The 21620-nt window shown below is 61.8% G+C and carries 19 protein-coding genes and 1 other RNA gene; 10 read left to right on the top strand and 10 right to left on the bottom strand.

Going from position 1 to position 21620, the window contains the following annotated elements; genetic code table 11:
- Position 1 precedes the first annotated feature (1 nt).
- From AC6H4Z_RS00100 to AC6H4Z_RS00080, 5 genes are read left to right on the top strand one after another with little or no spacing between them, the layout of a single operon-like run.
- Positions 2–775: a Nif3-like dinuclear metal center hexameric protein gene (locus AC6H4Z_RS00100; RefSeq protein WP_497544686.1), complete on the top strand. Its 774-nt coding sequence runs from the start codon at positions 2–4 to the stop codon at positions 773–775.
- Positions 772–2223 (top strand): ABC transporter ATP-binding protein, encoded by a 1452-nt coding sequence (locus tag AC6H4Z_RS00095; protein ID WP_497544685.1) that lies wholly within the window; start codon positions 772–774, stop codon positions 2221–2223. Before AC6H4Z_RS00100 ends, AC6H4Z_RS00095 begins: the two co-directional genes overlap by 4 nt.
- The gene (locus tag AC6H4Z_RS00090; RefSeq protein WP_497544684.1) at positions 2220–3449 is read left to right on the top strand and encodes an MFS transporter; all 1230 of its coding nucleotides are present in this window, start codon (positions 2220–2222) and stop codon (positions 3447–3449) included. Before AC6H4Z_RS00095 ends, AC6H4Z_RS00090 begins: the two co-directional genes overlap by 4 nt.
- Positions 3446–4468: an ABC transporter permease gene (locus tag AC6H4Z_RS00085; protein WP_497544683.1), complete on the top strand. Its 1023-nt coding sequence runs from the start codon at positions 3446–3448 to the stop codon at positions 4466–4468. The genes AC6H4Z_RS00090 and AC6H4Z_RS00085 overlap by 4 nt, the downstream gene beginning before the upstream one ends.
- A complete protein-coding gene (locus AC6H4Z_RS00080; RefSeq protein ID WP_497544682.1) occupies positions 4465–5379 on the top strand; it encodes an ABC transporter permease in 915 nt (304 codons plus the stop codon). Before AC6H4Z_RS00085 ends, AC6H4Z_RS00080 begins: the two co-directional genes overlap by 4 nt.
- Here the strand turns inward: AC6H4Z_RS00080 and AC6H4Z_RS00075 are convergent.
- Positions 5356–6282 (bottom strand): hypothetical protein, encoded by a 927-nt coding sequence (locus AC6H4Z_RS00075; protein WP_497544681.1) that lies wholly within the window; start codon positions 6280–6282, stop codon positions 5356–5358. The two genes, AC6H4Z_RS00080 and AC6H4Z_RS00075, sit on opposite strands and share 24 nt — an antisense overlap.
- A gap of 138 nt (positions 6283–6420) precedes the next feature.
- Here AC6H4Z_RS00075 and AC6H4Z_RS00070 point away from each other — a divergent pair, with 138 nt between their 5' ends.
- Together AC6H4Z_RS00070 and AC6H4Z_RS00065 are read left to right on the top strand one after the other, a co-directional pair.
- Positions 6421–7857 carry an MFS transporter gene (locus tag AC6H4Z_RS00070; protein ID WP_497544680.1) on the top strand — a complete coding sequence of 479 codons (1437 nt, stop codon included), beginning with the start codon at positions 6421–6423 and terminating at the stop codon, positions 7855–7857.
- The gene (locus AC6H4Z_RS00065) at positions 7812–9236 is read left to right on the top strand and encodes a lysophospholipid acyltransferase family protein (RefSeq protein ID WP_497544679.1); all 1425 of its coding nucleotides are present in this window, start codon (positions 7812–7814) and stop codon (positions 9234–9236) included. Before AC6H4Z_RS00070 ends, AC6H4Z_RS00065 begins: the two co-directional genes overlap by 46 nt.
- A gap of 3 nt (positions 9237–9239) precedes the next feature.
- Here AC6H4Z_RS00065 and AC6H4Z_RS00060 read toward each other — a convergent pair whose 3' ends face one another.
- From AC6H4Z_RS00060 to AC6H4Z_RS00045, 4 genes are all read right to left on the bottom strand, one after another.
- Positions 9240–9518, bottom strand: coding sequence for a hypothetical protein (locus AC6H4Z_RS00060; RefSeq protein WP_497544678.1), 279 nt, complete (start codon positions 9516–9518; stop codon positions 9240–9242).
- 15 nt (positions 9519–9533) lie between these two features.
- Positions 9534–9917: a type IV pilin protein gene (locus AC6H4Z_RS00055; protein WP_497544677.1), complete on the bottom strand. Its 384-nt coding sequence runs from the start codon at positions 9915–9917 to the stop codon at positions 9534–9536.
- A gap of 246 nt (positions 9918–10163) precedes the next feature.
- Positions 10164–13091, bottom strand: a complete 2928-nt coding sequence (gene polA, locus AC6H4Z_RS00050) for a DNA polymerase I (protein WP_497544676.1) — start codon at positions 13089–13091, stop codon at positions 10164–10166.
- Positions 13092–13300: 209 nt separating this feature from the next.
- A complete protein-coding gene (locus AC6H4Z_RS00045; RefSeq protein ID WP_497544675.1) occupies positions 13301–13501 on the bottom strand; it encodes a cold-shock protein in 201 nt (66 codons plus the stop codon).
- 258 nt (positions 13502–13759) lie between these two features.
- On the opposite strand from AC6H4Z_RS00045, the gene AC6H4Z_RS00040 reads away from it, so the two are divergent.
- Positions 13760–14677 (top strand): serine/threonine-protein kinase, encoded by a 918-nt coding sequence (locus tag AC6H4Z_RS00040; RefSeq protein ID WP_497544674.1) that lies wholly within the window; start codon positions 13760–13762, stop codon positions 14675–14677.
- Here AC6H4Z_RS00040 and AC6H4Z_RS00035 read toward each other — a convergent pair whose 3' ends face one another.
- Positions 14678–16066, bottom strand: a complete 1389-nt coding sequence (locus AC6H4Z_RS00035; protein ID WP_497544673.1) for a sensor histidine kinase — start codon at positions 16064–16066, stop codon at positions 14678–14680.
- 118 nt (positions 16067–16184) lie between these two features.
- Here AC6H4Z_RS00035 and pyrE point away from each other — a divergent pair, with 118 nt between their 5' ends.
- Complete coding sequence (gene pyrE / locus AC6H4Z_RS00030; RefSeq protein ID WP_497544672.1) at positions 16185–16742, top strand: orotate phosphoribosyltransferase; 558 nt, start codon at positions 16185–16187, stop codon at positions 16740–16742.
- 20 nt (positions 16743–16762) lie between these two features.
- Here pyrE and AC6H4Z_RS00025 read toward each other — a convergent pair whose 3' ends face one another.
- Positions 16763–17599, bottom strand: a complete 837-nt coding sequence (locus AC6H4Z_RS00025; protein WP_497544671.1) for a helix-turn-helix transcriptional regulator — start codon at positions 17597–17599, stop codon at positions 16763–16765.
- 162 nt (positions 17600–17761) lie between these two features.
- Here AC6H4Z_RS00025 and rnpB point away from each other — a divergent pair.
- Positions 17762–18152, top strand: an RNA gene (gene rnpB, locus AC6H4Z_RS00020) — RNase P RNA component class A.
- Positions 18153–18181: 29 nt separating this feature from the next.
- On the opposite strand, the gene AC6H4Z_RS00015 is transcribed toward rnpB, so the two are convergent.
- The 3 genes from AC6H4Z_RS00015 to dnaA all read right to left on the bottom strand — a co-directional run bounded on the left by AC6H4Z_RS00015 (position 18182) and on the right by dnaA (position 21620).
- Positions 18182–18835 (bottom strand): DUF4126 domain-containing protein, encoded by a 654-nt coding sequence (locus AC6H4Z_RS00015; protein WP_497544670.1) that lies wholly within the window; start codon positions 18833–18835, stop codon positions 18182–18184.
- A gap of 33 nt (positions 18836–18868) precedes the next feature.
- Positions 18869–19981, bottom strand: coding sequence for a DNA polymerase III subunit beta (gene dnaN / locus AC6H4Z_RS00010; RefSeq protein WP_497544669.1), 1113 nt, complete (start codon positions 19979–19981; stop codon positions 18869–18871).
- Between the two features lie 250 nt (positions 19982–20231).
- Positions 20232–21620, bottom strand: coding sequence for a chromosomal replication initiator protein DnaA (gene dnaA / locus AC6H4Z_RS00005; RefSeq protein ID WP_497544668.1), 1389 nt, complete (start codon positions 21618–21620; stop codon positions 20232–20234).

Raw genomic sequence — 21620 nt, 5'->3', positions numbered from 1 at the left:
CATGCCGTCACTCGAAGTGCTGGCGCGCTTTCTCGACTCCACGCTGGCCATCCACTCCATTCCCGACTACCCAAGTGCCGTGAATGGCGTGCAGCTCGCCAACGTGGGAGACATCGAGCGCATTGCGACGGCCGTGGATTTCTCGACTGAGACAATTTCACGAGCGATCGACGCTGGTGCGCGTCTCTTGATCGTGCATCACGGCATGTTCTGGGGTGGTGTTCAGCCCATCACCGAGCACCGACACAAGCGGCTTTGGATGCTCGTCACGCACGACGTGGCGGTGTATTCAGCGCACCTTCCGCTAGACATTCATCCAGAACTCGGCAACAACGCGCTACTGGCGGCGCACCTCGGTCTGAAACCGTCCGGCGGATTCGCTCCGTATCAATCGATCGAAGTCGGTCTGAGCGGCACGAGCGACGTGCCTACACGCGTGCTTGCCGAGCGGGCCGCGGCGCTGGCCGTGGCACACGGCGGTCATCTCGTTGCAACGCCGTTCGACGGCGAGCGGGTCACGCGCCGTTGGGGCATCTGCACCGGCGCAGGCGCTGATACGAGTACTCTTCGCGACGCGGTTCAACGCGGGCTCGACACGCTGATCGTTGGAGAGGGACCGCACCACACATCCGTCGAAGCGCGTGAACTCGGAATCGTGATCCTGTACGCTGGACACTACGCGACCGAAACACTCGGCGTACGTGCGCTGGGAGACCGATTGGCAAAAGAGTTTGGCCTGACGTCAACATTCGTCGACGCGCCCTCCGGCCTGTGACTGCATCGACAGCGGCGAACGGTTCCATCGCGCTGTCCCTCGCGAACATCACGAAGCGCTTCCAGAGCAACATCGCGGTCGACGACGTTTCGCTCGACGTTCGCGCGGGAACGGTGCACGCGCTGCTTGGCGAGAACGGCGCAGGCAAGACGACGCTGATGCGGATCGCGTTCGGACTCTCGACGTCAGACGCAGGCGACGTTTTCGCAAATAACGGAACGCGACGCATAGCCTCGGCGACCGACGCCATTGCCGGAGGACTTGGAATGGTGCACCAGCACTTTACCAACATCCCTGCTATGACGGTCGCCGAAAACGTCGCACTAGGCGGACGCGGAGGATTCAGTCGCTCAAAGGCCGAACAGCGTGTCACGGAAATCGGGATGAGAACGGGTCTCACGCTCGACGCGCGTGCGCGCGCCGCTGATCTCAGTGTCGGAGCCCAACAGCGCCTCGAGATCGTAAAGGCGCTCGCGCGGAACGCCGAAGTGCTGATCCTCGATGAACCGACAGCCGTACTAGCACCAAATGAGATCGAAGAACTGCTGCGATGGATCCGCGGGTTCGCCGACGCAGGAAACGCGGTCGTGTTGATCACACATAAGCTGCACGAAGCGCTTGCCGTAGCTGACGACGTGACCGTATTGCGGCGCGGCCGGGTTGCGCTGCGCTCTAGCGCCGCAGACGTCACGATCGACATTCTCACGCGTGCGCTACTTGGCGATGACTCGCCGTCCCACGAGTCGCACGCCGTGCCAGTGGTGGGCGACGAAGTGGTGCATGCCGACAGCGTCTCGATCGTGGATGCGCGGGGCGCGACGACGATTAGAAACGCAACGTTCGCCGTTCGATCGGGCGACATCGTGGGTGTTGCCGCAGTGGAAGGTGCCGGTCAGCGCGATCTGCTCCGCGCGCTATCCGGGCGCACGACGATCAGCGAAGGCACACTTCGACTGCCGACGTCCGTAGCATTCGTTCCGGAGGACCGACAGCACGACGCGCTCGTGCTCGATTTCAATCCGGCCGAGAATCTTTCCCTTCGCGGCTCCGGTCATCGCGGAGGATTCTTCAATCCGGCGAGCGAGCGATCACGCGCTCGTGCGGCGATCGCGGAATATGACGTGCGCGGTGCCGAGGACACGACACCAGTTCGCAGTCTCTCCGGTGGGAATCAGCAAAAGCTCGTCTTCGCACGCGAGCTCGCAGATGCGCCGCCGCTCGTGGTGGTGGAGAATCCAACTCGCGGCTTGGACATTCGCGCGACGCGGGCCGTGCACGACCGTCTGCGCGCTGCGGCCAACCGCGGTGCGGCCGTCGTCGTCTACTCGAGCGACCTGGATGAGGTGCTGACGCTAGCGACCCGTGTGCTTGCCGTTCATGCTGGCAGTGTGCGCGAAACCAGTCTCGATCGCGACGCCGTCGGACGAGCGATGCTCGGCGTGTCATGACTGCGACACGGGTAGGCGTGGATGTTCACCCGGACCGTTGGCGAATGCTCGGCCTGCTCGCGACGGCCGAGCTGCTCGGCATGTCGCTTTGGTTTGCGGCGAGCGCGGTCGCGCCGCAGCTAGCACAGCGATGGTCGCTGGCCGCGGGGCAGACCGCTTGGTTGACGACGATTGTCCAGTTGGGATTCGTCTGCGGAACGGGCATCGCGGCGCTACTCAACCTCGCCGACGTTCTACCGTCGCGGCGCTTCTTCGCAATTGCGGCTATCGTCGGCGCGGCCGCAAATGCGGCGCTCATTCACACGAACGGATTCGGCGTCGCACTCTGCCTCCGGTTTCTCACCGGACTCTCCCTCGCGGGCGTGTATCCGCCGGCAATGAAGATGGCGTCGACGTGGTTTCGTGCGCGGCGCGGCCTGGCCATCGGCACGGTTGTGGGCGCGCTGACCGTCGGAAAGGCAACGCCGTACCTGGTCCACGCGCTTCCAAACGCGGGACCAAACGCCGTCATACTCACGGCGTCCGTTTGCGCGCTGACGGCCGCACTACTCATCGGCGCTTTCTATGTAGACGGCCCGTATCCGTTTCCGCCGAGGCCCTTCTCGTGGGGTCTATTGAACACGGTGTTCGAGCGGCGCGATTGGCGCCTGGCAACGGGCGGATATCTCGGACATATGTTCGAGTTGTATTCGTTCTGGACCTGGATCCCGGCGTTCATTGCAGCCAGCGTCGCTGCCGAAGGGCGTGCGCCAGGAGCGCAGACGAACGCCATCGTCTCACTCACGGCGTTCGGCACCATCGCGATTGGCGGGATCGGATGCGTTTGGGGCGGCTTGGTCGCCGACCGGCGCGGACGCGAACGACTCGTGATGATCGCGATGGCACTCAGCGGGGCGTGCGCGCTCCTCATTCCGTTTGCGTTTGGTCGTAGCCTCTGGATCCTTGGCGCGCTCGCATGGGCGTGGGGCTTCTTCGTCATCGCCGATTCCGCACAATTCAGCGCGTTGGTGACAGAATCGGTGCCGCCGCACGCCGTCGGCACTGCGTTGACGGTGCAGACGTCGATGGGATTTCTTCTGACGATGGTATCGATCCAACTCATTCCACCGTTGGTGAACATGATTGGGTGGAAGTGGGTATTCCCCGTGCTCGCCATCGGACCCGTGTTGGGGATCGCGGCAATCCGACAGCTCGTGCGCGCTCGCCGCAGCGTCGCGATGGCGTGAAATCATCATCTCGTCTCGCCATCGCGCTCGTCGTGGCGCTCGTCGCTGGGATGATCGGCCTATTGGCCGCGACTGGCTTCGACGTACCTAGAGCCGCATCGGCACTCGTGTCGGGATCGATCGGATCCTGGTACGCCATCGGATCGGGGACGCTGATTCGCGCGACGCCACTCATTCTCACGGGACTTGCCGTCGCGATCGCGTTTCGCGCGGGCGTATTCAACATCGGCGCGGAAGGTCAGTTCATAGTTGGAGCCGCCGCAGCCGCGGCCACAGCGCTATTCCTCGGCGATTCGCCGAGAATCGTGGTGCTTCCCCTCGTGCTGGGGACCGGCGTGATCGCCGGCGCCGCTTGGGCGGCGATCGCCGCGGTACTGCGCCTTCGTTTTCGCGTGCTGGAAGTCATCAGTACGATCATGCTGAACTTTGTTGCAGGATATCTCGTTTCCTATCTCGTGCGAGGGCCGCTTCAGGAGCCGACGCACATTTATCCGCAAACGCGAACACTCGCCGACGCCGCGCACCTTCCGCGGTTTTCATCGACGACTCGCCTTCATTTCGGATTTGGAATCGCGGTGCTCGCGTGTGTTGGCGCGTGGTGGGCAATTCGCTACACCGCGAGCGGGTTTCGACTGCGAGTCGTTGGTGCCAACCCAAACGCCGCTCGATCCGCTGGATTGATCGATGTCGAGCGCGTAACGATGCGCGCATTCCTCGTGAGTGGCGGCCTAGCCGGACTTGCCGGCGCCATCGAGGTGTCTGGCGTGACGTACGCTCTCTATGAGAACATCTCGCCCGGATACGGGTACACGGCAATCGCTGTCGCCTTGCTCGCGCGACTCGACGCGCTCGCGGTCATTGGAAGCGGGATTCTCTTTGGCGCGCTGGAGGCAGGAGCCACAGCGATGCAGCGCGATGCAGGGGTTCCGTCGGTCGTCGTGTCGGTCGTCGAAGCTGGAGTGATCCTGTCGCTCGTCGCGCTCGGTCGCGCGCGCATTGGCGCACGAGAATCGCGATGAGCAGCGCCGCTACCGCGTTCGTCGAAGCAACTGTTCGCACTGCCACTCCCCTCGCCTTGGCTGCAATCGGCGAAGTGGTCGTAGAGCGAGCCGGAATCATCAACATCAGCCTCGAAGGCATCATCCTGTCGGGCTGCTTCGGCGGACTCGTAGGCGCCACTCACGCCGGAGCCGTTGGGGGATACGCAGCCTCGATGTTGTTCGGAGTCGCGGCGGCGCTGGTGTTCGCACTGTTCGCGATTTGGCTGCGCGCCGATCAGATCATCACGGGAACGGCCGTCACGCTGATGGCCCTCGGACTAACCGGTACGCTGTATCGAACTCTGTACGGAGCCGCAGGCGCCGGACTTTCGATTCCGACCACGGGTCCGATTCCAATCCCGCTGTTATCGAAGATTCCGATCCTCGGTTCGGGCTTCTTCTACCAGCCCGCCATCACCTACGCCGCGTACGTACTCGTCCCGCTCGCGTGGTGGTGGATGTACAGAACGCACGCCGGTCTCGCGTTGCGTGCCGTTGGGGAATCGCCGGCTGCTGCAGAGGCCGCCGGTATTCGCGTGAATCGCGTACGACTGGGTGCGATGGTTTTCGGAGGTCTTACCGGCGGCCTCGCTGGCGGTGCACTCGTGCTCGCGCAGGCGGGAACGTTCGCGGAAGGAATGTCCGCTGGCCGCGGGTTCATCGCGATCGCCATTGTCGTTCTTGGACGCTGGCACCCGCTCGGCGTCGCGCTCGCAGCTCTGGTATTTGGCGCAGCCAGCGCTTTGCAGTTTCTGTTGCAGGCCATCGGCCTCGCACTGCCGTATCAACTATTTCTCTCGCTCCCCTACGTGCTGACGCTCGCTGGACTGGCCGGAGTAGCCGGCCGAGTGCGCGCGCCGGCGGCGCTAGCGCGCGTCGAGGGTTCCTGACGCGGTGCAGCGACGGCGCGCGCTGAGCCAGCGTGATCGCCAACGACCGTCATCCGCGCGTTCGATCAACCCGTACGCTGTGGCGTCACCATAGTCGTGAGTGACAATCAACGCCGGAGTGCGAGACGATCCGATCAACGCGGCTGCCAGGACTTCGCGGCTCTCGATCGTCTCTTCTTGTCCGTACGAGCGCTCGGAGTATGCAGCAACGAAGGCAGTGTCGTTCGCGGCGCGCTCTCCGACGAGCAGCGTTCGCTCCTCGAGGGGGGTCGCCTCCTGGTTGATTTGACGGGTAAAGGTGGCAACTACGACCTGTACGCCGCCCGGGATGGTGAACCTCCACATCGACCGAACGACGAACGGCAATCCCGTAAATCGTCCGGCGGTGTCGTTCGGCAAGGCGGACGCGAGCCGTGTAGCCTCGGCGGCGAGCGCGCTGGAATCCACACGGGACAGCGATTCGATTGAATCGAGTGCGATCGGCGACACGACACCACCGATGAACCCAACGCTCCACGGCCGCGGTGGCGGCGAAGCATTCAGCGTCGCGACGGCACACGCCGTGGTGTCGGCGACTCCAGGCAGGTCGGCCGTCTGGACCGATCCATTGCGCCCAAAGAGCGTGACCGTCGCAAGGTGTGGAATGCCGGCAAACGCCTGGGCTGCCGTTGCGCTGTCCGGCGCAACGATGATCGCCTGGGCCGGCGACGTGCCTGACACGAGCAGGACAGGGCCAGCACCCGCGTCCCAATTCCGGGTTGGCGACGTAGCCAACGCGATGGAATCAGCCGCGTGGGCGGCACGCGCCGCCGTGGAGTCGACGGGCACGGGAGCCTTTCCGCGGTCGCACGCAGCGATGATGAGTGCGGGCAACAGAAGGGCGGAACGCCGGAAAGGCTTCATTCGTCGTAATTTGGATCAACAGTTCGCAGCGTCAACAGCTTCGTGCGTCCGGCTATGTCAGACGACGTAGACGCGGAGGCCCGCGCTACATGGTAGCGTATAGACCAACACGCTGCCGACCCCAATTGGAGCCCGTGGATGGCACATCCTGAACACGCGATTCCGTTGATCCTTCCCGACGGCGAAATACGCGCCTCCGTACGCGCACCGATCGTCGAGCGGTTTAGCTGGGCCTTGTACGATTTTTCGAACACGATTTTCTCGATGAACATTGCCACACTGTATTTCGCGGTGTGGCTCGTGAGCGACCTTGGCGTTTCGAATACTGTCGACGCCGTCGCCAGCGCGATTGCCTCGGTGCTGGTCGTGATCGCGATACCATTTCTTGGCGCTCTGTCTGACGTGCGGCGGCGACGCAAACCCTGGGTCGTGGGATTCACGGTGCTGTCGTGTGCCGGTTGCGCGATGATGGGTATTTTCGGTCAGCGCATGCTTCCCCTCACGGGAACCAGCGTCGATTCGCCAGCGATGTTGCCCGCTGGATGGCACGCGAGCGGCGCGCCTCTCTACTGGGTGCTCGGCGCCTACATAATCGCCATGTTCGCGTACCAGGCAGCGCAACCGTTCTACAACGCGATGATGCCGGAGCTCGTGCCCCCGGAAGAGCAGGGAAGGCTTTCCGGTTTTGGCACCGCGATCGGTTATGTCGGATCAATCTTTGGCGTGCTGTTCGTCATGCCGTTCTTCAGCGGAAGCCTTCCGATCATTGGTCCGCTGAGCCAGGGCACGATGAACGTGTTGCATTCTCTCATGCCGTTTACGTCGCACGGCGGGCGGGTATCGGCGTTCCTTCCGACTGGCGTGCTCTTTCTCGCGTTCTCGTTGCCGCTGTTCGTTTTCTGTCGTGATCACAATCCGGCGCCGAAGGGCACGCCGGTCGATTGGAAACGAGCCGTCCGAGAGGTGTTCAACACGATTCGCGACGCCAAGAAACATCCTGGCGCACTACGGTTCATCATCGCGTCGTTCGTCTACCAGGACGCCATTGGCACGATCGTCGGCTTCATGACGCTCTACGCCGTGAAGGCTGTCGGTTTCGACAAGGGCTCGGAAATCACGCTGTTCCTGGTGCTGACCATCCCGTCGATTTTCGGGAGCTTCTTCTACGGTTACCTCGTCGATCGGCTCGGCGGAAAGCGTAGTCTCATGATGACGCTCGTACTCTGGATCGTGCTGCTCGTCGTCATGATCCTCGTGCCGGGCAAGAACGCGTTCTGGCTCGTCGGCCTAGCGATTGGATTGAACTTTGGCGGTGTCCCAACCGCTGAGCGGCCGGTGCTCCTGGGGCTCGTGCCCGACGTCGAAGCGGGGCGCTATTTCAGTTTGATGCTTCTCTCATCGCGCGCCGCTGCGATCATTGGTCCCCTCATCTGGGGACTCACCGTGGACGGATTGGAGTCATCGTTTGGAACGGCAATCGCGTATCGCGCCGCCGTCGTAACCGTGGCGATCATGTTCGTGATCGCGGCGTGGATTCTTCGCGGTGTTCCGGATCGATCGCCGCAACGCGCATGATCGTGTACGTGTTGTTGCGCGCGGTCGCTCGGGTCGCGTTGCGTTGGTACTACAGAGACATCCAGGTCGAAGGGCTCGAACGGCTGCCGCGCGGGCGGCCGGTGTTGCTGGCCGTGAACCATCCGAACGCGCTCGTCGATGCGTTGCTCGTTGCCTGGATCGTACCGCGTCGCGTTCGTATCACCGCGAAGTCGACGCTGTTCACGAATCCCGTCGGTGGTCGTCTGCTTCGCTGGGTCGGAGTCGTGCCGTTGCATCGAACCAGCGACGCGTCCGAAGTCGGCGTGCGTGCAGATCCAATGCGAAATCGCAACGCCTTTCGTTCGGTTCGCGATGCGCTCAAGGATGGTGGCACGGTTTTGATCTTCCCGGAGGGCATTACGCACGACGAGCCCGCCCTCGCACCACTAAAGAGTGGAGCGGCGCGAATGGCGCTGTACGCCGCCAACTCCGGAGGTGTTACAGATCTCGCAATCGTGCCGATCGGTCTCACGTTCGAGCGTAAGGAACAACCTCGTACGCGTGTGCTCGTTCAGATCGGTGAGCCGATCATCATGTCGGAGTGGCACGCGCCGAACGACAGCTCTGCGGCCGAGGCCTTAACGACGGAGATCGAGACGCGTCTTCGCGCCGTGACGCTGAATTTTGCGAGCATCGACGATGCAGCGCGGTCGCTGCGCTTGGCGTCGGTGCTCGCCGCACTTTTTGTGGAGACTTCCAACATCGGCAAGGGCCCACGCGGGTTCGGCGCCGAGGCTGAACTCGCACGACGAATCGATGAGTGGACCGTTCGGCTACAGTCTGCCGACATCGACCTAAGCGCGCGCGCCGCCGAACTCGTGAAACGACTCGAGGCGGTGCAACACGAAGCGGCGCAACACGGGATTCTTCTCGAGGACGTTGGCATCGCGCTGAGTAAACGCCGCGGCGTTCGCTTTGTCGTTCGCGAAGGGTGGATGCTGCTGGTCGGCGGACCGATCGCGCTATGGGGACGAATCAACCACTGGTTGCCATTCACCGCCGCGCGTGCATTCGCCATGCGGTCGGTCGAAAGCGCCGCCGATCCGGCGATGCGAACCGTATTGGCTGGCGCCGCGCTCGTGGTGCTCGCGTACTTCGCGCAAACGGTCGCTGTGGCGGCCATCTTGGGGCCGGTGATTGCCGCAGGCTATCTCGTGAGCCTGCCGATTGCCGCGGACATCAACTTCTATCTCAGCGAACGAATGAAGCGCGCAGTCCATCGAGCGCGCGCGTACGTCACGTTTCGCCGAAACCGTGCGCTTCGACAGCGGCTGACGGGCGAGCTGGCCGCACTCCGCACGGACGTGATTGCATTCGAGCACGCCCTCGACGTGCCTGGCAGTGTGCGGCCGGCGTAACGCTCAGCGTTTATCGGGGAGGTACGGCCCGCCGAGGTCCCAGTGCCACGCAGCTCGACGAATTCCGGTGCGCGGGTCCTTCAGTGGCTTGAATTGAAGACGGTCCGCCGAAATCCCGACTGCATTGCCGTATTCGAGAAGTAGCAATCGGTCTGTCGAGACGAGATGAGCGAGGCGGCGGCCCTTCCAGAGATGCCGATGCAACCAAAGGCCGCCGTCCATGGCGTGGATCATTCCATCACGGCGCTTCTCGAACTCACGGAACGGCGGCGGAACCTGCATCAAGCGCGCGTCGAACTACTGACAGGCCACCACGCCCGCGGCGGTTGCAGGTGCGACGGCGGCGGCGGTTCCGATGAATAGCGCACAGAAGTGCGGATAGGACTCGGGATTCGTGGACGTCGCCGACCAGCCCGTGGCAGAGGCCTCGGTGATGATGAGCGAATCTCCGTGCGAGCCCGAAAACTGAACGGAATCGAGTGCGGCCGTATAGCGCGTGTGGTCGTAGAAGAACGACTCCTGCGCCGTCGTCAGGTTGTGTAGGTCGCTCTTCATGGCCGCGAAGTGCGCCTTGCCCTTGGTAGCCGCGAATTTCGGAATTGCGATCGCCGCGAGAATGCCGATGATCACAACGACGATCAGTAGCTCGATGAGCGTGAAGCCTCGTCGTGACTGGCGCATGGAGATGGTACCGCGGACGGAGGAGAGGTGGGAAGAGCGCATAGTTCGGTCACTCAACTTCTTCGTTGTTGACGACAACTCTAAGGCAAAGCCGGTGCCGGGCTCGACTACACAAATGAACTTGTTGCGGCGCAACGCTTTACGGGTTCACACGGCTACGCATTTGCATTGCAATGGATCCGATAATTCGGTCGAAGTGCGAAATCCCTCGCAAGCTGCCATGCAAATCGCCAGACCGAAAGACCGCTAACCATCCATTTTCGTAGACAGCCAGTTCTCGCCCGCACCTAGGTCGACGACCAGCGGCACCGAGAGAGTAGCGGCATGTTCCATTTCGTGCTTAACCAGCGCCGAGAGGGCGTCGAGCTCCGAGGCGGGCGTTTCGAAGACCAGTTCGTCGTGCACCTGCAATAGCATCTCGCTTTCGAGCTCCTGCGATTCGAGCGCCCGATGAATGTTGATCATTGCCACTTTGATCAGATCAGCCGCTGAACCCTGAATCGGCGAGTTCTGGGCGGTGCGCTCGCCGAATGCCCGAATGTTGAAGTTTCGGTCGCGAAGCTCGGGAATGTATCGGCGGCGATTGAAGATGGTCTGGACATACCCATGCTGCCGCGCGAATTCGACCATCGAGTCCAGGTACTCGCGCACGCGATGAAAGCGTTGGAAATAGCGTTCGATGAACTCCTTCGCCTCGGCAAACGAGATCTTGAGCTGACGGGATAGCGCGTGCGCACCTTGACCGTAGATCGTCGCAAAGTTGATGGTCTTTGCGCGGGCACGCATGTCCTTCGTCACCTGATCCACCGGCACTTCGAAAATCAGCGCCGCGGTCTGCCGGTGAATATCGTCGCCCGACTGAAACGCCTGGACGAATGCCGGATCGCCGGACAGATGGGCCAGCAGTCGCAGCTCGATCTGGGAATAGTCCGCTGATACGAGCACCCACCCGGGCCGCGGCACAAAGCCGCGGCGAATGTCGCGTCCGAGCTCGCGACGAATCGGAATATTCTGAAGATTCGGTTCGCTCGACGACAAGCGACCTGTTGCCGCGACTGTTTGGCTGAACGAGGTGTGCACGCGTTTGGACTGCGGGTGCACATAACTCGGCAGCGCGTCGATATACGTGCTTTCGAGTTTGGCAATCTCCCGATACTCCATGATCAGCACCGGAAGTTGATGTCCTTCGTCGGCCAGCTGTTGGAGGACGCTCGCATCGGTCGACGCTCCCGTCGCTGTTTTCTTCAGCACGGGAAGATTCAACTTCTCGAACAGGATCTCGCGGAGCTTCGGGTTGGAGTTGATGTTGAACTCCTCGCCGGCCGCAACGTAAATCTCCTGCTCCGCACGGCGTCGCTCGCGCTCGAAGCGCGTCTTGAGCGACGCAAACCAGTTCGTATCGATCGTGATGCCGTTCCATTCCATCTCGGCGAGCACTTCGACGAGTGGCATTTCGACCTCGCGAAACAAGCCTGCGAGTTGAAGCGCATCGAGTTGTGGTTCGAACTTCTCGCGCAGCTGCCACGTCGCGTCGGCGTCCTCGCACGCGAAATCGCGGGCGCACTCCACGGGAACCTCGGCGAATGGAATGAAGTCTTTCCCTTTGCCGCACAGATCTTCGATACTCGTCATCCGATGATCGAGGAACTCGAGGGCGAGCAGGTCGAGACCGTGCGATCGGCGGCCTGGATCCAGCACGTAACTCGCTACCATCGTATCGAAGTCGACGCCGCGTAGCGTGATGCCGGCGACGCGAAGCGCCAGCAGATCAAACTTCGCGTTCTGCACCGTCTTCTTGACCGACGCATCCTCGAGCAGCGATTTGAGCGGTGCGAGTTCGGGACTTTGAATCGATGGAAGATTCTTGACCTCATGTCCGCCACGCGCGAGCGCCCGCCCTGCGATACTCGTTGGTTCGGCGGTCTTCTTCGCTTTCGTCTTTTTCGCAACCGGTTCTAGCAGCAACCCGTCGCCGAGTCCGAGATCGCCCTGATCCAACGTTCGCGTTTGGTGCGCGAGCGGGAAGTAATACGCCTCCCCGGCACCGACGGCGATACTGACGCCAACCAGCGTCGTTCGGAGCGGATCGAGATCGTGAGGCGCTGTCGGGTCAATGACGGTTTGCACATCGACCGCGATGTGCGGAGCGCTCCGCGCCCGTGCAACGGCCGCTTCGAGCGCTGGAATCGTATCCACCACCGTGTAGTGCGTCTCACGCGTCGCCACCGGCGCCGAGGTCGCGACATCCTCGCCGCTCACGGGCGTTTCGGGAATGTTCCGGGCAAGCGTGTGAAACTCGAGCTCGACGTAGAGACTGCGCAGTCGAGCAGCATCGGGTGGCGACAGGCGCATCGTCTCGAGGTCGAGCGAGACCGGCAGATCGGTGCGAATCGTCACGAGCTCTTTCGAGAGCAGCGCCATGTCGCGCTGTTCCAGCAGCGCCTCGCGCGGCCGCTTTTTCGTCAGCTCCGCAGCGTGTTCGAGAATGTTCTCGACCGTGCCGTACGAACTCACCAATTCCTGAGCGGTCTTCTCACCAATCCCCTTCACGCCGGGCACGTTGTCCGAGGTGTCGCCGACCAGCGCGAGATAGTCGGTCACCAGCGCGGGTGGGACGCCGAGTCGTTCGCTGCCGTTCTCGACGCTCACCCATTGCTCTTCGACGCTCGCCGGGCCGCCGCGACCGGGATTGAGCAGCCATATACCTGGACGAACGAGCTGTTGAAAGTCCTTGTCGCCTGAAACGACTACGACGTTCATTCCTGCTTCGGCGCCCTGGATGGCGAGCGTTCCAATCACATCGTCAGCTTCATAACCATGTAATGTGATAATTGGAATGCGGCTAGCGTCGAGAATCGCGCGAATCCGTTCCATGCCTCGGTCGAAATCCGCTTGGAGCTCATCGGTGAGCTTTTCGCGCGTAGCTTTGTACGCCGGGTACCGCTCGTGCCGAAACGACAATCCGGAGTCGTGCACCCACCCCAGGTAGTCGGGACGATGCGTCTGCAGGAGTCGCTGCAGAAAGTTCACGATTCCCCATGCAGCCGACGTATTCTCGCCGCGACTGGTCGTCAGCGGACGAGCGATGAGTGCGAAGAACGCGCGGTAGATCAGCGCGTAGCCGTCGACGAGAAAAAGTCGGGGAGAGGGCGGGGGAGACGGAGGTGACGTCAACGCGCGAGACTGGATGCGAGGATCGAGAGCCGATGGACATCGAGGTACATGGATCTAAACCTCAGCGCGCACCGGTGGTGGTTCAATCCCTTGGGACCCATCCGCATCGAACTTCAGTATCGAACTGATGAACGCTGGTCCTGAAAACAGCACCGCCCGCCATTACTGGCGGGCGGGCGCAGGGTGACTCGTTGGGAAGGTTTGAAAACTCAGACCCTAGTTACGTTCGCGGCGTGAAGACCCTTTTCACCCGTTCGGATCTCGAATTCGACTTCCTGACCTTCGGCGAGTGTCTTGAACCCTTCCATCGTGATCGCGGAGAAGTGAACAAACACATCTTCACCGCTGTCTTGTTCAATGAATCCATATCCCTTGGCATCATTGAACCACTTCACCTTCCCTCTGGCCATGCGAGCTGCCTCCTGCGGGGTGAATCGATCCTGCACTGCGGTGCTGGGCAAGCCACTTGGCTTGCGGGGCCCTATATAGGAGCACTTTGTTCATTTGTCAAGCAATCGTCACGACGCGAATTCAGAGGCTATGAGTAACCACTGCTATCGCTTACACCGTGATTGACGAGTCATACTCGGCAGCCACTCGCGCTGAGTTTTCGCAATCAACCTGTCGGTTCGCTTGCGACGGGCAGTTTGCATGGTTAGGTTCGCCGCGTGCCACGTGAGAGCCTCGTCGGCCAGACGATTGCCGGATATTCATTGCAGAGCGAAGTGGGCGAAGGCGGAACCTCCGCTGTTTTTCGCGCACAGCATGCCGACCACGGCACGGTAGCCGTGAAGGTCCTGCGCGAGAAATTGCGCCAGGACCGGACGGCGGTTGCCCGCTTTCTTCGCGAAGCCCGCTACGGCGAACGGGTTCAGCACCCAAACGTCGTTCGCACAATCGAGATCGGTGAAGCCGGTCCGGGAATGCACTTTCTCGCGATCGAGTGGGCCGCCGGAGAAATTCTCGAGAAGTATGCGAAGCGTCAGGGGCCGCTCGCGGTCGAAGACGTGTCCGCCATCGTCACGCAGATTGCCGACGCCGTACACGCGGCACATGTCGTCGGCATCGTCCATCGCGATCTGAAGCCGGACAACGTGATGTACGATCCGGGCACCCATCAGGTGAAGCTGCTCGACTTCGGTATCGCGACCGATACGGATATCGCTCCGGAGCAGCGCCTCACGCGCGCTGGCTTCTTCGTCGGTACGCTGATGTACGTTGCGCCAGAAGCATTGTCGGGCGAACTCGTCGGACCGCTCGCCGACCAATACAGCCTGGCGACGATAGCGTATTTCCTGCTCACCAGCTGTCTTCCATTCCCGGCGAAAACGCCGCGGGAAATGTTCTCTCAGCTCCTGTCGCAGCCGCCGATTCCGCTGAACCAGGCGAAGGCGGGCCTGCGATTCTCGCCCGCCGTCGAGGCGGTGATCATGCGCGCGCTGAGCAAAGAACCGTCAAAGCGCTATTCCGACGTCATCGCGTTTGCCGCCGACTTTCGCGACGCAACCCAAAAGCCGTCGGACGAGGACAAGCAGGGACTCGGCGCAAAGATCGCGTCGCTCTTCGGCCGGTCGAAGAAGAACTAACTACACCACCGATCCGGCCGACCGCGGCGCCGTAGGCGTTGGTGGCTGTAGATCGGTTGGGTGAACCGGAAGCCAGAGCGTAAAGGTCGAGCCTTTGCCGACTTGGCTATCGACCCCGATGTTGCCGCCGAGCAACTGTGCGAGACGTCGCGAGATTGCGAGTCCGAGGCCGGTACCGCGCTGCATCGACTCACCGCGCGGACCCGCATTCACCTGCTCGAATTCATCGAAGATGCGCTCCTGATCACTCGGTGCGATACCGACGCCGGTGTCCACCACCTGCAGCGCGATCCAAGTACGACGAGCGTCTGGAGCTTTGCTCACGATCGCCAGATCGTCGGGCGCGTTCCGCCGCGGGTTTGACGCATTGGCCGACGCATCGACGAGTCGCGCACGTACGGCGATGCCACCGGACGGCGTGTACTTCACCGCGTTGCCAATCAAGTTGACCAGAATGTGGCGCAGGTGCGTCGGATCCGTTCGCACGCGTGGCAGCGATGCGCCTACAGCAATGGAGAGGCTGAGGCCTCGCTCGTTGATCAGCGACTCCAGCTCGCTCGCGATGTTCAGCACGAACGACCGGAGCACAAGCGTCTCCGGATGTACTTCGAGCCTTCCGGCGGCAATCTTGGCGATGTCGAGAACCTGATCGACGAGATGTCGCAGGTGCGTCGCAGAAGCGGCGATCCGGTCTACGGGCGGCACCTGACGCGGCGACAAGTCGCCGTACACGCCGTCTTTGAGCAACTCGACGAAGCCGACGATCGCATTCAGCGGCGTTCGCAGCTCGTGTGAGATGTTGGCGAGAAATTCACTCTTCGCTGTATTCGCACGCGCCACTTCGCTGTACAAGCGTTCGAGTTCGGCGGAGCGCTCGGCGACACGGATCGCGAGGCGACGTTCGCGGATGACCCCGAACCCGAGAAATGCGACCGTGGTGAGGCTCAACGCCCACAGCACGAGTCGCAACGCCGCAACACTGCGACGGTGAGTGATGATGAGCGTCCATGGCACGGACGAGGGAATTTCGAGTAGCACGACATACCTGAGATCATCGCCGAGTGCCGTCCGGTCGCCATCGACGAAAACCGTATCGAGTCCGGCCAGAATTGCCGCGGCCGCGCGTTCGGCTGGCCGGTGCATCATGAGCGCCCGCAGCGACGAGTCGTGCGCAAGCGCCGCCGGCGTCGCACCAGAGTTGAGCGCAGCCGTGACGACCTGTGTCACCGCCAGCTGCGTTTGTCGCGCGTCGGTGCGCGTCTGCGCTTCGGCGGCCTGGCGAAGCGCTTGATCGCTTGCGAGCAGTCCACCGACCATGAGCAACAGGGCCGCGCTGAGCAGCAGCGAAAAGCCACCGGACGAAATTCGCGCAAACGACGAACGAACCATGTGTCCTTCGTGGAGGGAAGCTCGAGACGCGAGCGCGCTGGCGACGCGCGAGCGAGTACGAGAGATTTGAGAGCACCAGCGAATCGATTGGTTCGCGGCACTCAGCCTTCACACATCAATGTCTCATCGAAACGACTTGCTCGCCCTGCTCGCCACGCGATCTGCAAAGCGTGGCACGTTCACGTTAGCATCGGGTCGTCAGTCCTCGCTATACATCGACGCTCGAATCACGACGATGAGCCCCGAAGGGCTGTCGCTCATCGGGCCACTCGGATTGGAGGCCATTCGGGAACGTGGCTGGAACGTGAACGCCGTAGGCGGCCTCACCCTCGGCGCCGACCCAATCGCGTGTGCGGTGAGCTATGCCAGCGCCTCGACCAATGCGCCCCTTCGTGCCTTCACTGTACGCAAGGAGCCCAAGACACACGGTACAGGAAAGCTCATCGAAGGCGCGTTTCAGACCGGTGATCGCGTCGCCGTGATCGAAGACACGATCACGACGGGCAGCTCGGCGCGAAAGGCCGTGGAAGCCGTGCGCGCGGCCGGCGGCGTAGTCGTCGGGGTGCTCGCGTTGGTCGATCGCGAGGAAGGCGGTCGCGAGGCACTCGAAGCGGAGGGACTCGAGGTGGTTTCACTGACACGCGCCGCCGAGATCGTTCCGCTGATCCCGGCGTAGCAAGCGCTCTGCGGTCCGGCCTACTGGAGAATGTTTCGTTCGACCACTGATCCCCACGAGGGACTCAGGGGTCGAATGTTCCGGAGCTTGTCGAGATGTGGAATGATGAGTGTTTGTCGAAAGTGCTGAATCATTCCTTCGCCATCATATCGCTCGCGGAATTGAACGGCGGTCAGTTCCATGATGCTCCGGACATGCCGACCGAAGCTCTGCGGTGACGAGTAGTCGAGATGGTTGGCGACGTTCGCGACCGAGAAGCCCGGGTTTTCGAAGAGCCTCGCCGCGCGAACGAGCCGCGCACACGCGAGGTACTGTTTCGGCGCCGGCAATTTCGCCCGAAAGAATCGACTCATGAGCGTACTTGGAAGTACGTCGAGTCTGCGCGCGAGCGCGCGAACAGTCGACACGCGTGGCGGCGAGAGGAAGAGCGACTCGAAGAACCGCCAGCAGTCCTGCGGCACTCCAGACAGGTCCATCGCCAGATGGCCGAGTGCTTGTCGTTGAATGTCTTCGCCACGCGACGACATCAAATAGCTGCGGAGCTCGCGCCATCCGTCGGCTTCACGAACGTCGACGAGCTGGCGAACGCCCGTTGATCCGAGCGACAGCATGGCGTGCGGCGTGGAGCGGTCGAGTTGCGTGAGCAGTGCAACGGTCGGTACGCGCGGGAATTCGCGTACTAGCGCAGCCACGCCGGCGCGCGCACGCTGATCGCAGCGGGTGACCGATACGAGCACGGCACTCACTCGATTCGATTTGAGATCTTGAACGAGCTCCGCGACCGAGTCGCGATGGACTGCGTGGTAGGACCCTTCGCCCGCTGCGTCGACGCGAATGCGTTCGGTGGGCGTGAGCATTGTTGCAACTGGGAGCGGCGCGCGGTTGGACGGGGATTCGTGGAACATGGGTGGATCTCGCTCGGGCGGTGGGAGCGTGTCGAACCAGCATCGGCTCTTGGGCGGCCAACGTAGCAAGGCCGAGTCATGCCCGCGTCAGCGTGCGTCGTTAGATTGATCCGAGTCGCTAATCGGGTGATCGCGATCGATGTTCTTCGGAACAACGCTCGAGGAAAGTCCGGGCTCCATTGGGCGCGCTGCCAGGTAACGCCTGGGCGTCCCCGGCTTTTGCCGGGCGGACGACGGACAGTGCCACAGAAAAGACACCGCCGACAATCTTCGGATTGGGTAAGGGTGAAATGGTGGGGTAAGAGCCCACCGCGCGACTGGCAACAGTCGTGGCAGGGTAAACCCCAGCGGGAGCAAGGCCAAATAGGCTGCGAGAGGTGCCCACCTCGATCAAGACGCAGCGGGTAGGCTGCTAGACGGCGTAGGCGACTACGTCGCGAGAGGAATGATCACCGCAGCGGAGCAATCCGTTGCACAGGACCCGGCTTATAGATTGGCGACGACGGCGCGCTCTTTCACGAGCGCGCCGTTTTTCTATTCCGGATCCTCGTGGCTTCCACCGCGTCGTTCCATCACGCGCGGAGCCTGCATCAATCCTTGTGACGGCATCCATCGCCCGGAGAAGACCTGTCGCAGCGCGCGCCAGATCAGGCGCACGATGATGATCATGCAGAACAGGAGGACGAGGGACACGGCCAGCGTCACGAACGGATGCTTCCAGATCGTAATGGACATTGTCGCCACAAGACCGAGCTCGGCGACGTTGGCGACGCCGTTAGTGGCGGGTTCGGGCGAAGCGTCGATTGCATACCGCAAGCCGAGCTTGGTTGTATGCGTCGTGATCGCGAGTCCGCCGCCTAGAAGTGCGGCGACGAGCACGATGACCGGATCAGCATGCCACGCCGTCGCAGCGGCCAACACCGCGGCAGCAGGCGGCCGGATGAGGCTATGTAGTGTCTCCCAGGCAGACGCGACGCCGGGGACAAGTGTGGCCAGAAACTCGACGGCGTACAGGGCCAGCGCGATCGAAATGACGACCAGGTTGCCGAGCGGTTCGATTGTGGTGGGGACGTTGTGTACCCAACCGAAGCGCACGGCAAAGCCAGTAACGGCCACTGCCGCGTAAAGGCTGAGGCCGGCCGCGTATGCTAGTCCGAGGCCTTGGACGAGCGTGACTAAGCCAATCACTACGACCGGCCTCCTGGAAGGAGGGTGCCGCGCTCAGTCGAGCAAGCGCAGCGGCATGACGAGACACAAGTACGACGATGGATCGGTCCAACCTTCGGGTTCCAGCGTCGCGGCTCGCTCTGGCGCTTTGAACGTCAGTCGAACCTCTTCGGTGGGAATGTAGCGAAGGATCTCGAGGAGATAGTTCGCGTTGAAGCCGATGTCCAGCGGATCGCCGGTGTAGCGGACTGCGAGCTCGTCCGTCGCCTCGCCGAGATCGGGCGTCTGAACGCTGAACTTGAGCATGCCCGCGTTGAAGGACAGGCGAATGCGATGCGTTTGATCAGACGCGATGATCGACATGCGGCGAAGCGCGCTTGTGAGCGCAGTTCGGTCGGCGATCGCAACGCGGTTATTGTCGCGGGGAATGACCTGATCGTACGGCGGATACGGTCCTTCGATCAGGCGTGTGTACACCGCGGTGAACGGTGAGCGGAAGCCGAGGTGGTTTTCTCCCTTGGCGATTTCCAACTCTTCGTCCTTTGGAAAAAGCCGGCGAATCTGCTCGAGGGCTTTTGGCGGGACGATCAAATCACTCGCCGGTGCGCCACCGGACTTGATGGGCATTTCCATTTTCGCGAGACGATGGCCGTTCGTGGCCACCATCCGCATCATCTCTGGCTTGAGCTCCCACAGAACGCCGTTCAGAATCGGACGGCTCTCTTCTGTCGACACCGCGAAGGATGTGTGCTCAATCAGCTTCTGGAGGTCGCCAGAGCGAATCCGCCAGCTCTCGTTGAACCTGACACTCGGAAACGCCGGAAACTCGTCTCGGGGCAAGCCAAGGATCTTGAAATGCGTTCTGCCGCAGTCGAGCGTGACGCGCTGTTCTCCAACGGCGGCAATACGAACCGGCGCGGGAGGAAGTTCGCGGGCGATCTCGCTCAGTTTTTTGGCGGGAATCGTGATTGCACCGGCCGTCTCGACGTCTGCTGCGACCTCAGTGGTCACGGCGATATCGAGATCGGTACCGGACAAGCGAATACCCTTGTCAGTGGCTTCGACGAGGATATTCGCGAGCACCGGCAGCGTTGTCTTCGCTGGGATGCTCGCGGTTACCGCGGCAAGACCTTCCTGCAATTTTTCACGGGAGATCGTAAACCGCATCACGGCTCCTATGCTGTGCTTTGTTGTGCAAAACAGCTGGGCGGTACTAGTTCTCTATTAAAAGCAATTAACTAGTAGCCGTAGTAGTACCTGTGGAGGAGTGGAAAACCGCTGGAACTTACATCAACTCAACTAGTTCGCCTATAGCCGATCATGTGGAATAGCTGTGGGCAAGGAAGGTTGTCCAGATCTTCGGTGTGTACTGCCCGTTATCAAACCGAAATCTTGTGGAAAAGAAACCGTTACGTGTTCAATTCCGCAGGCTTTCCAACGCGACCTGGATCTTGCCGACCCGCTGCGCGAAGGTCGGTTCCTCCTTCATCATCGCGGCGACTCGCTCCAGACTATGAATGACGGTGGAGTGATCACGGCCTCCGAACGCCGCTCCGATTTCCACGAGTTGCATGCCGAGTAGTTCGCGCATCAGGTACATGGCGACCTGGCGAGGAACCGTGAGGTTCTTCGTGCGCGTTTTTGAGCGTAGCCCTTCATTGGTGACGCCCCAGTCCTTTGCGACGGCCTGCTGAATCGCGAAGGTGTTGAGCGCCGGTCCGCCGCCACCCGCTCCTTCCATCGCTTTGAGTTTGTCGCGAAGTGCTTCGCGGGCGACTTCGACGGAAATCTCTCGATGCTTTAGCGACGCGTAGGCGAGCAGCTTGATGATCGAGCCCTCGAGCTCTCGAACGCTGGATCGGACATTCTCGGCGATGAAGCGGACGACGTCTTCGGGGATCGTGAGCTCGAGGTGATCCAGGTGCGCCTTCTGTCGAAGAATCGCGATCCGGTGCTCGAGGTCGGGCAGCTCGATGTCAGCGACCATGCCCCACTGGAAGCGTGAGACGAGGCGGGCTTCGAGGCCGGGGATTTCAGACGGCGGCCGATCGCTCGTGAGGACGATCTGCCGTCCACCTTCGTAGAGGGCGTTGAAGGTGTGGAAGAACTCCTCCTGCATCGCCTCTTTTCCTTTGAGGAAATGCACGTCGTCGACGAGGAGGAGGTCGGTTTCGCGAAAGCGGCGTCGGAAGTCGGCGGTGGTGCGGCTTTGAATGGCAGCGACGAGTTCGTTGGTGAACTGTTCCGTGCCGATGAACGTGATGCGAGTGTCGGGCTTCCGGGTGACGATCTCGTGTGCGATCGCCTGCATGAGGTGTGTCTTGCCGAGTCCGGTGTCGCCGTAGATGAAGAGGGGGTTGTAGACCTTACCTGGGGCTTGGCCAACGGCGTGTGCGGCGGCGGCGGCGAGTTCGTTCGACTTACCGATGACGAAGTAGTCGAAGGTGTATCTATCGCTTAATGGTGGCGAAGTTGTGGCGCCATGTTGATTCTGAAATTGCGGTCTTTGGACGGGCGGTGCGACGAAGAGATCCATCTGCTGTCGCGCCTTTCGCTCTTCCGTCACCTTGAAAACGAGTGTGACCGGATGGCCCAACGCGATCGGTGCCATGCCCGTGAGCAAATCCGCGTGCTTGGACTGATTCCAGTCCACGGCGAACTGATCGGGAGCACCAACGTTCAACGTCACGCCGTCGAAGGAGAGTGCCTCGGTTGGCTCGAGCCAGGTCTTGAAGGTCTGCTCGGGCAGCTCTAGACGAGCGCGATCGAGCAGCCGGCTCCAGGCTTCGTGGGCAGTCAGCGTCAT

It is taken from the genome of Leucogemmata humicola, from assembly GCF_055379415.1.
This window is presented reverse-complemented; position numbering and strand designations above follow the sequence as displayed.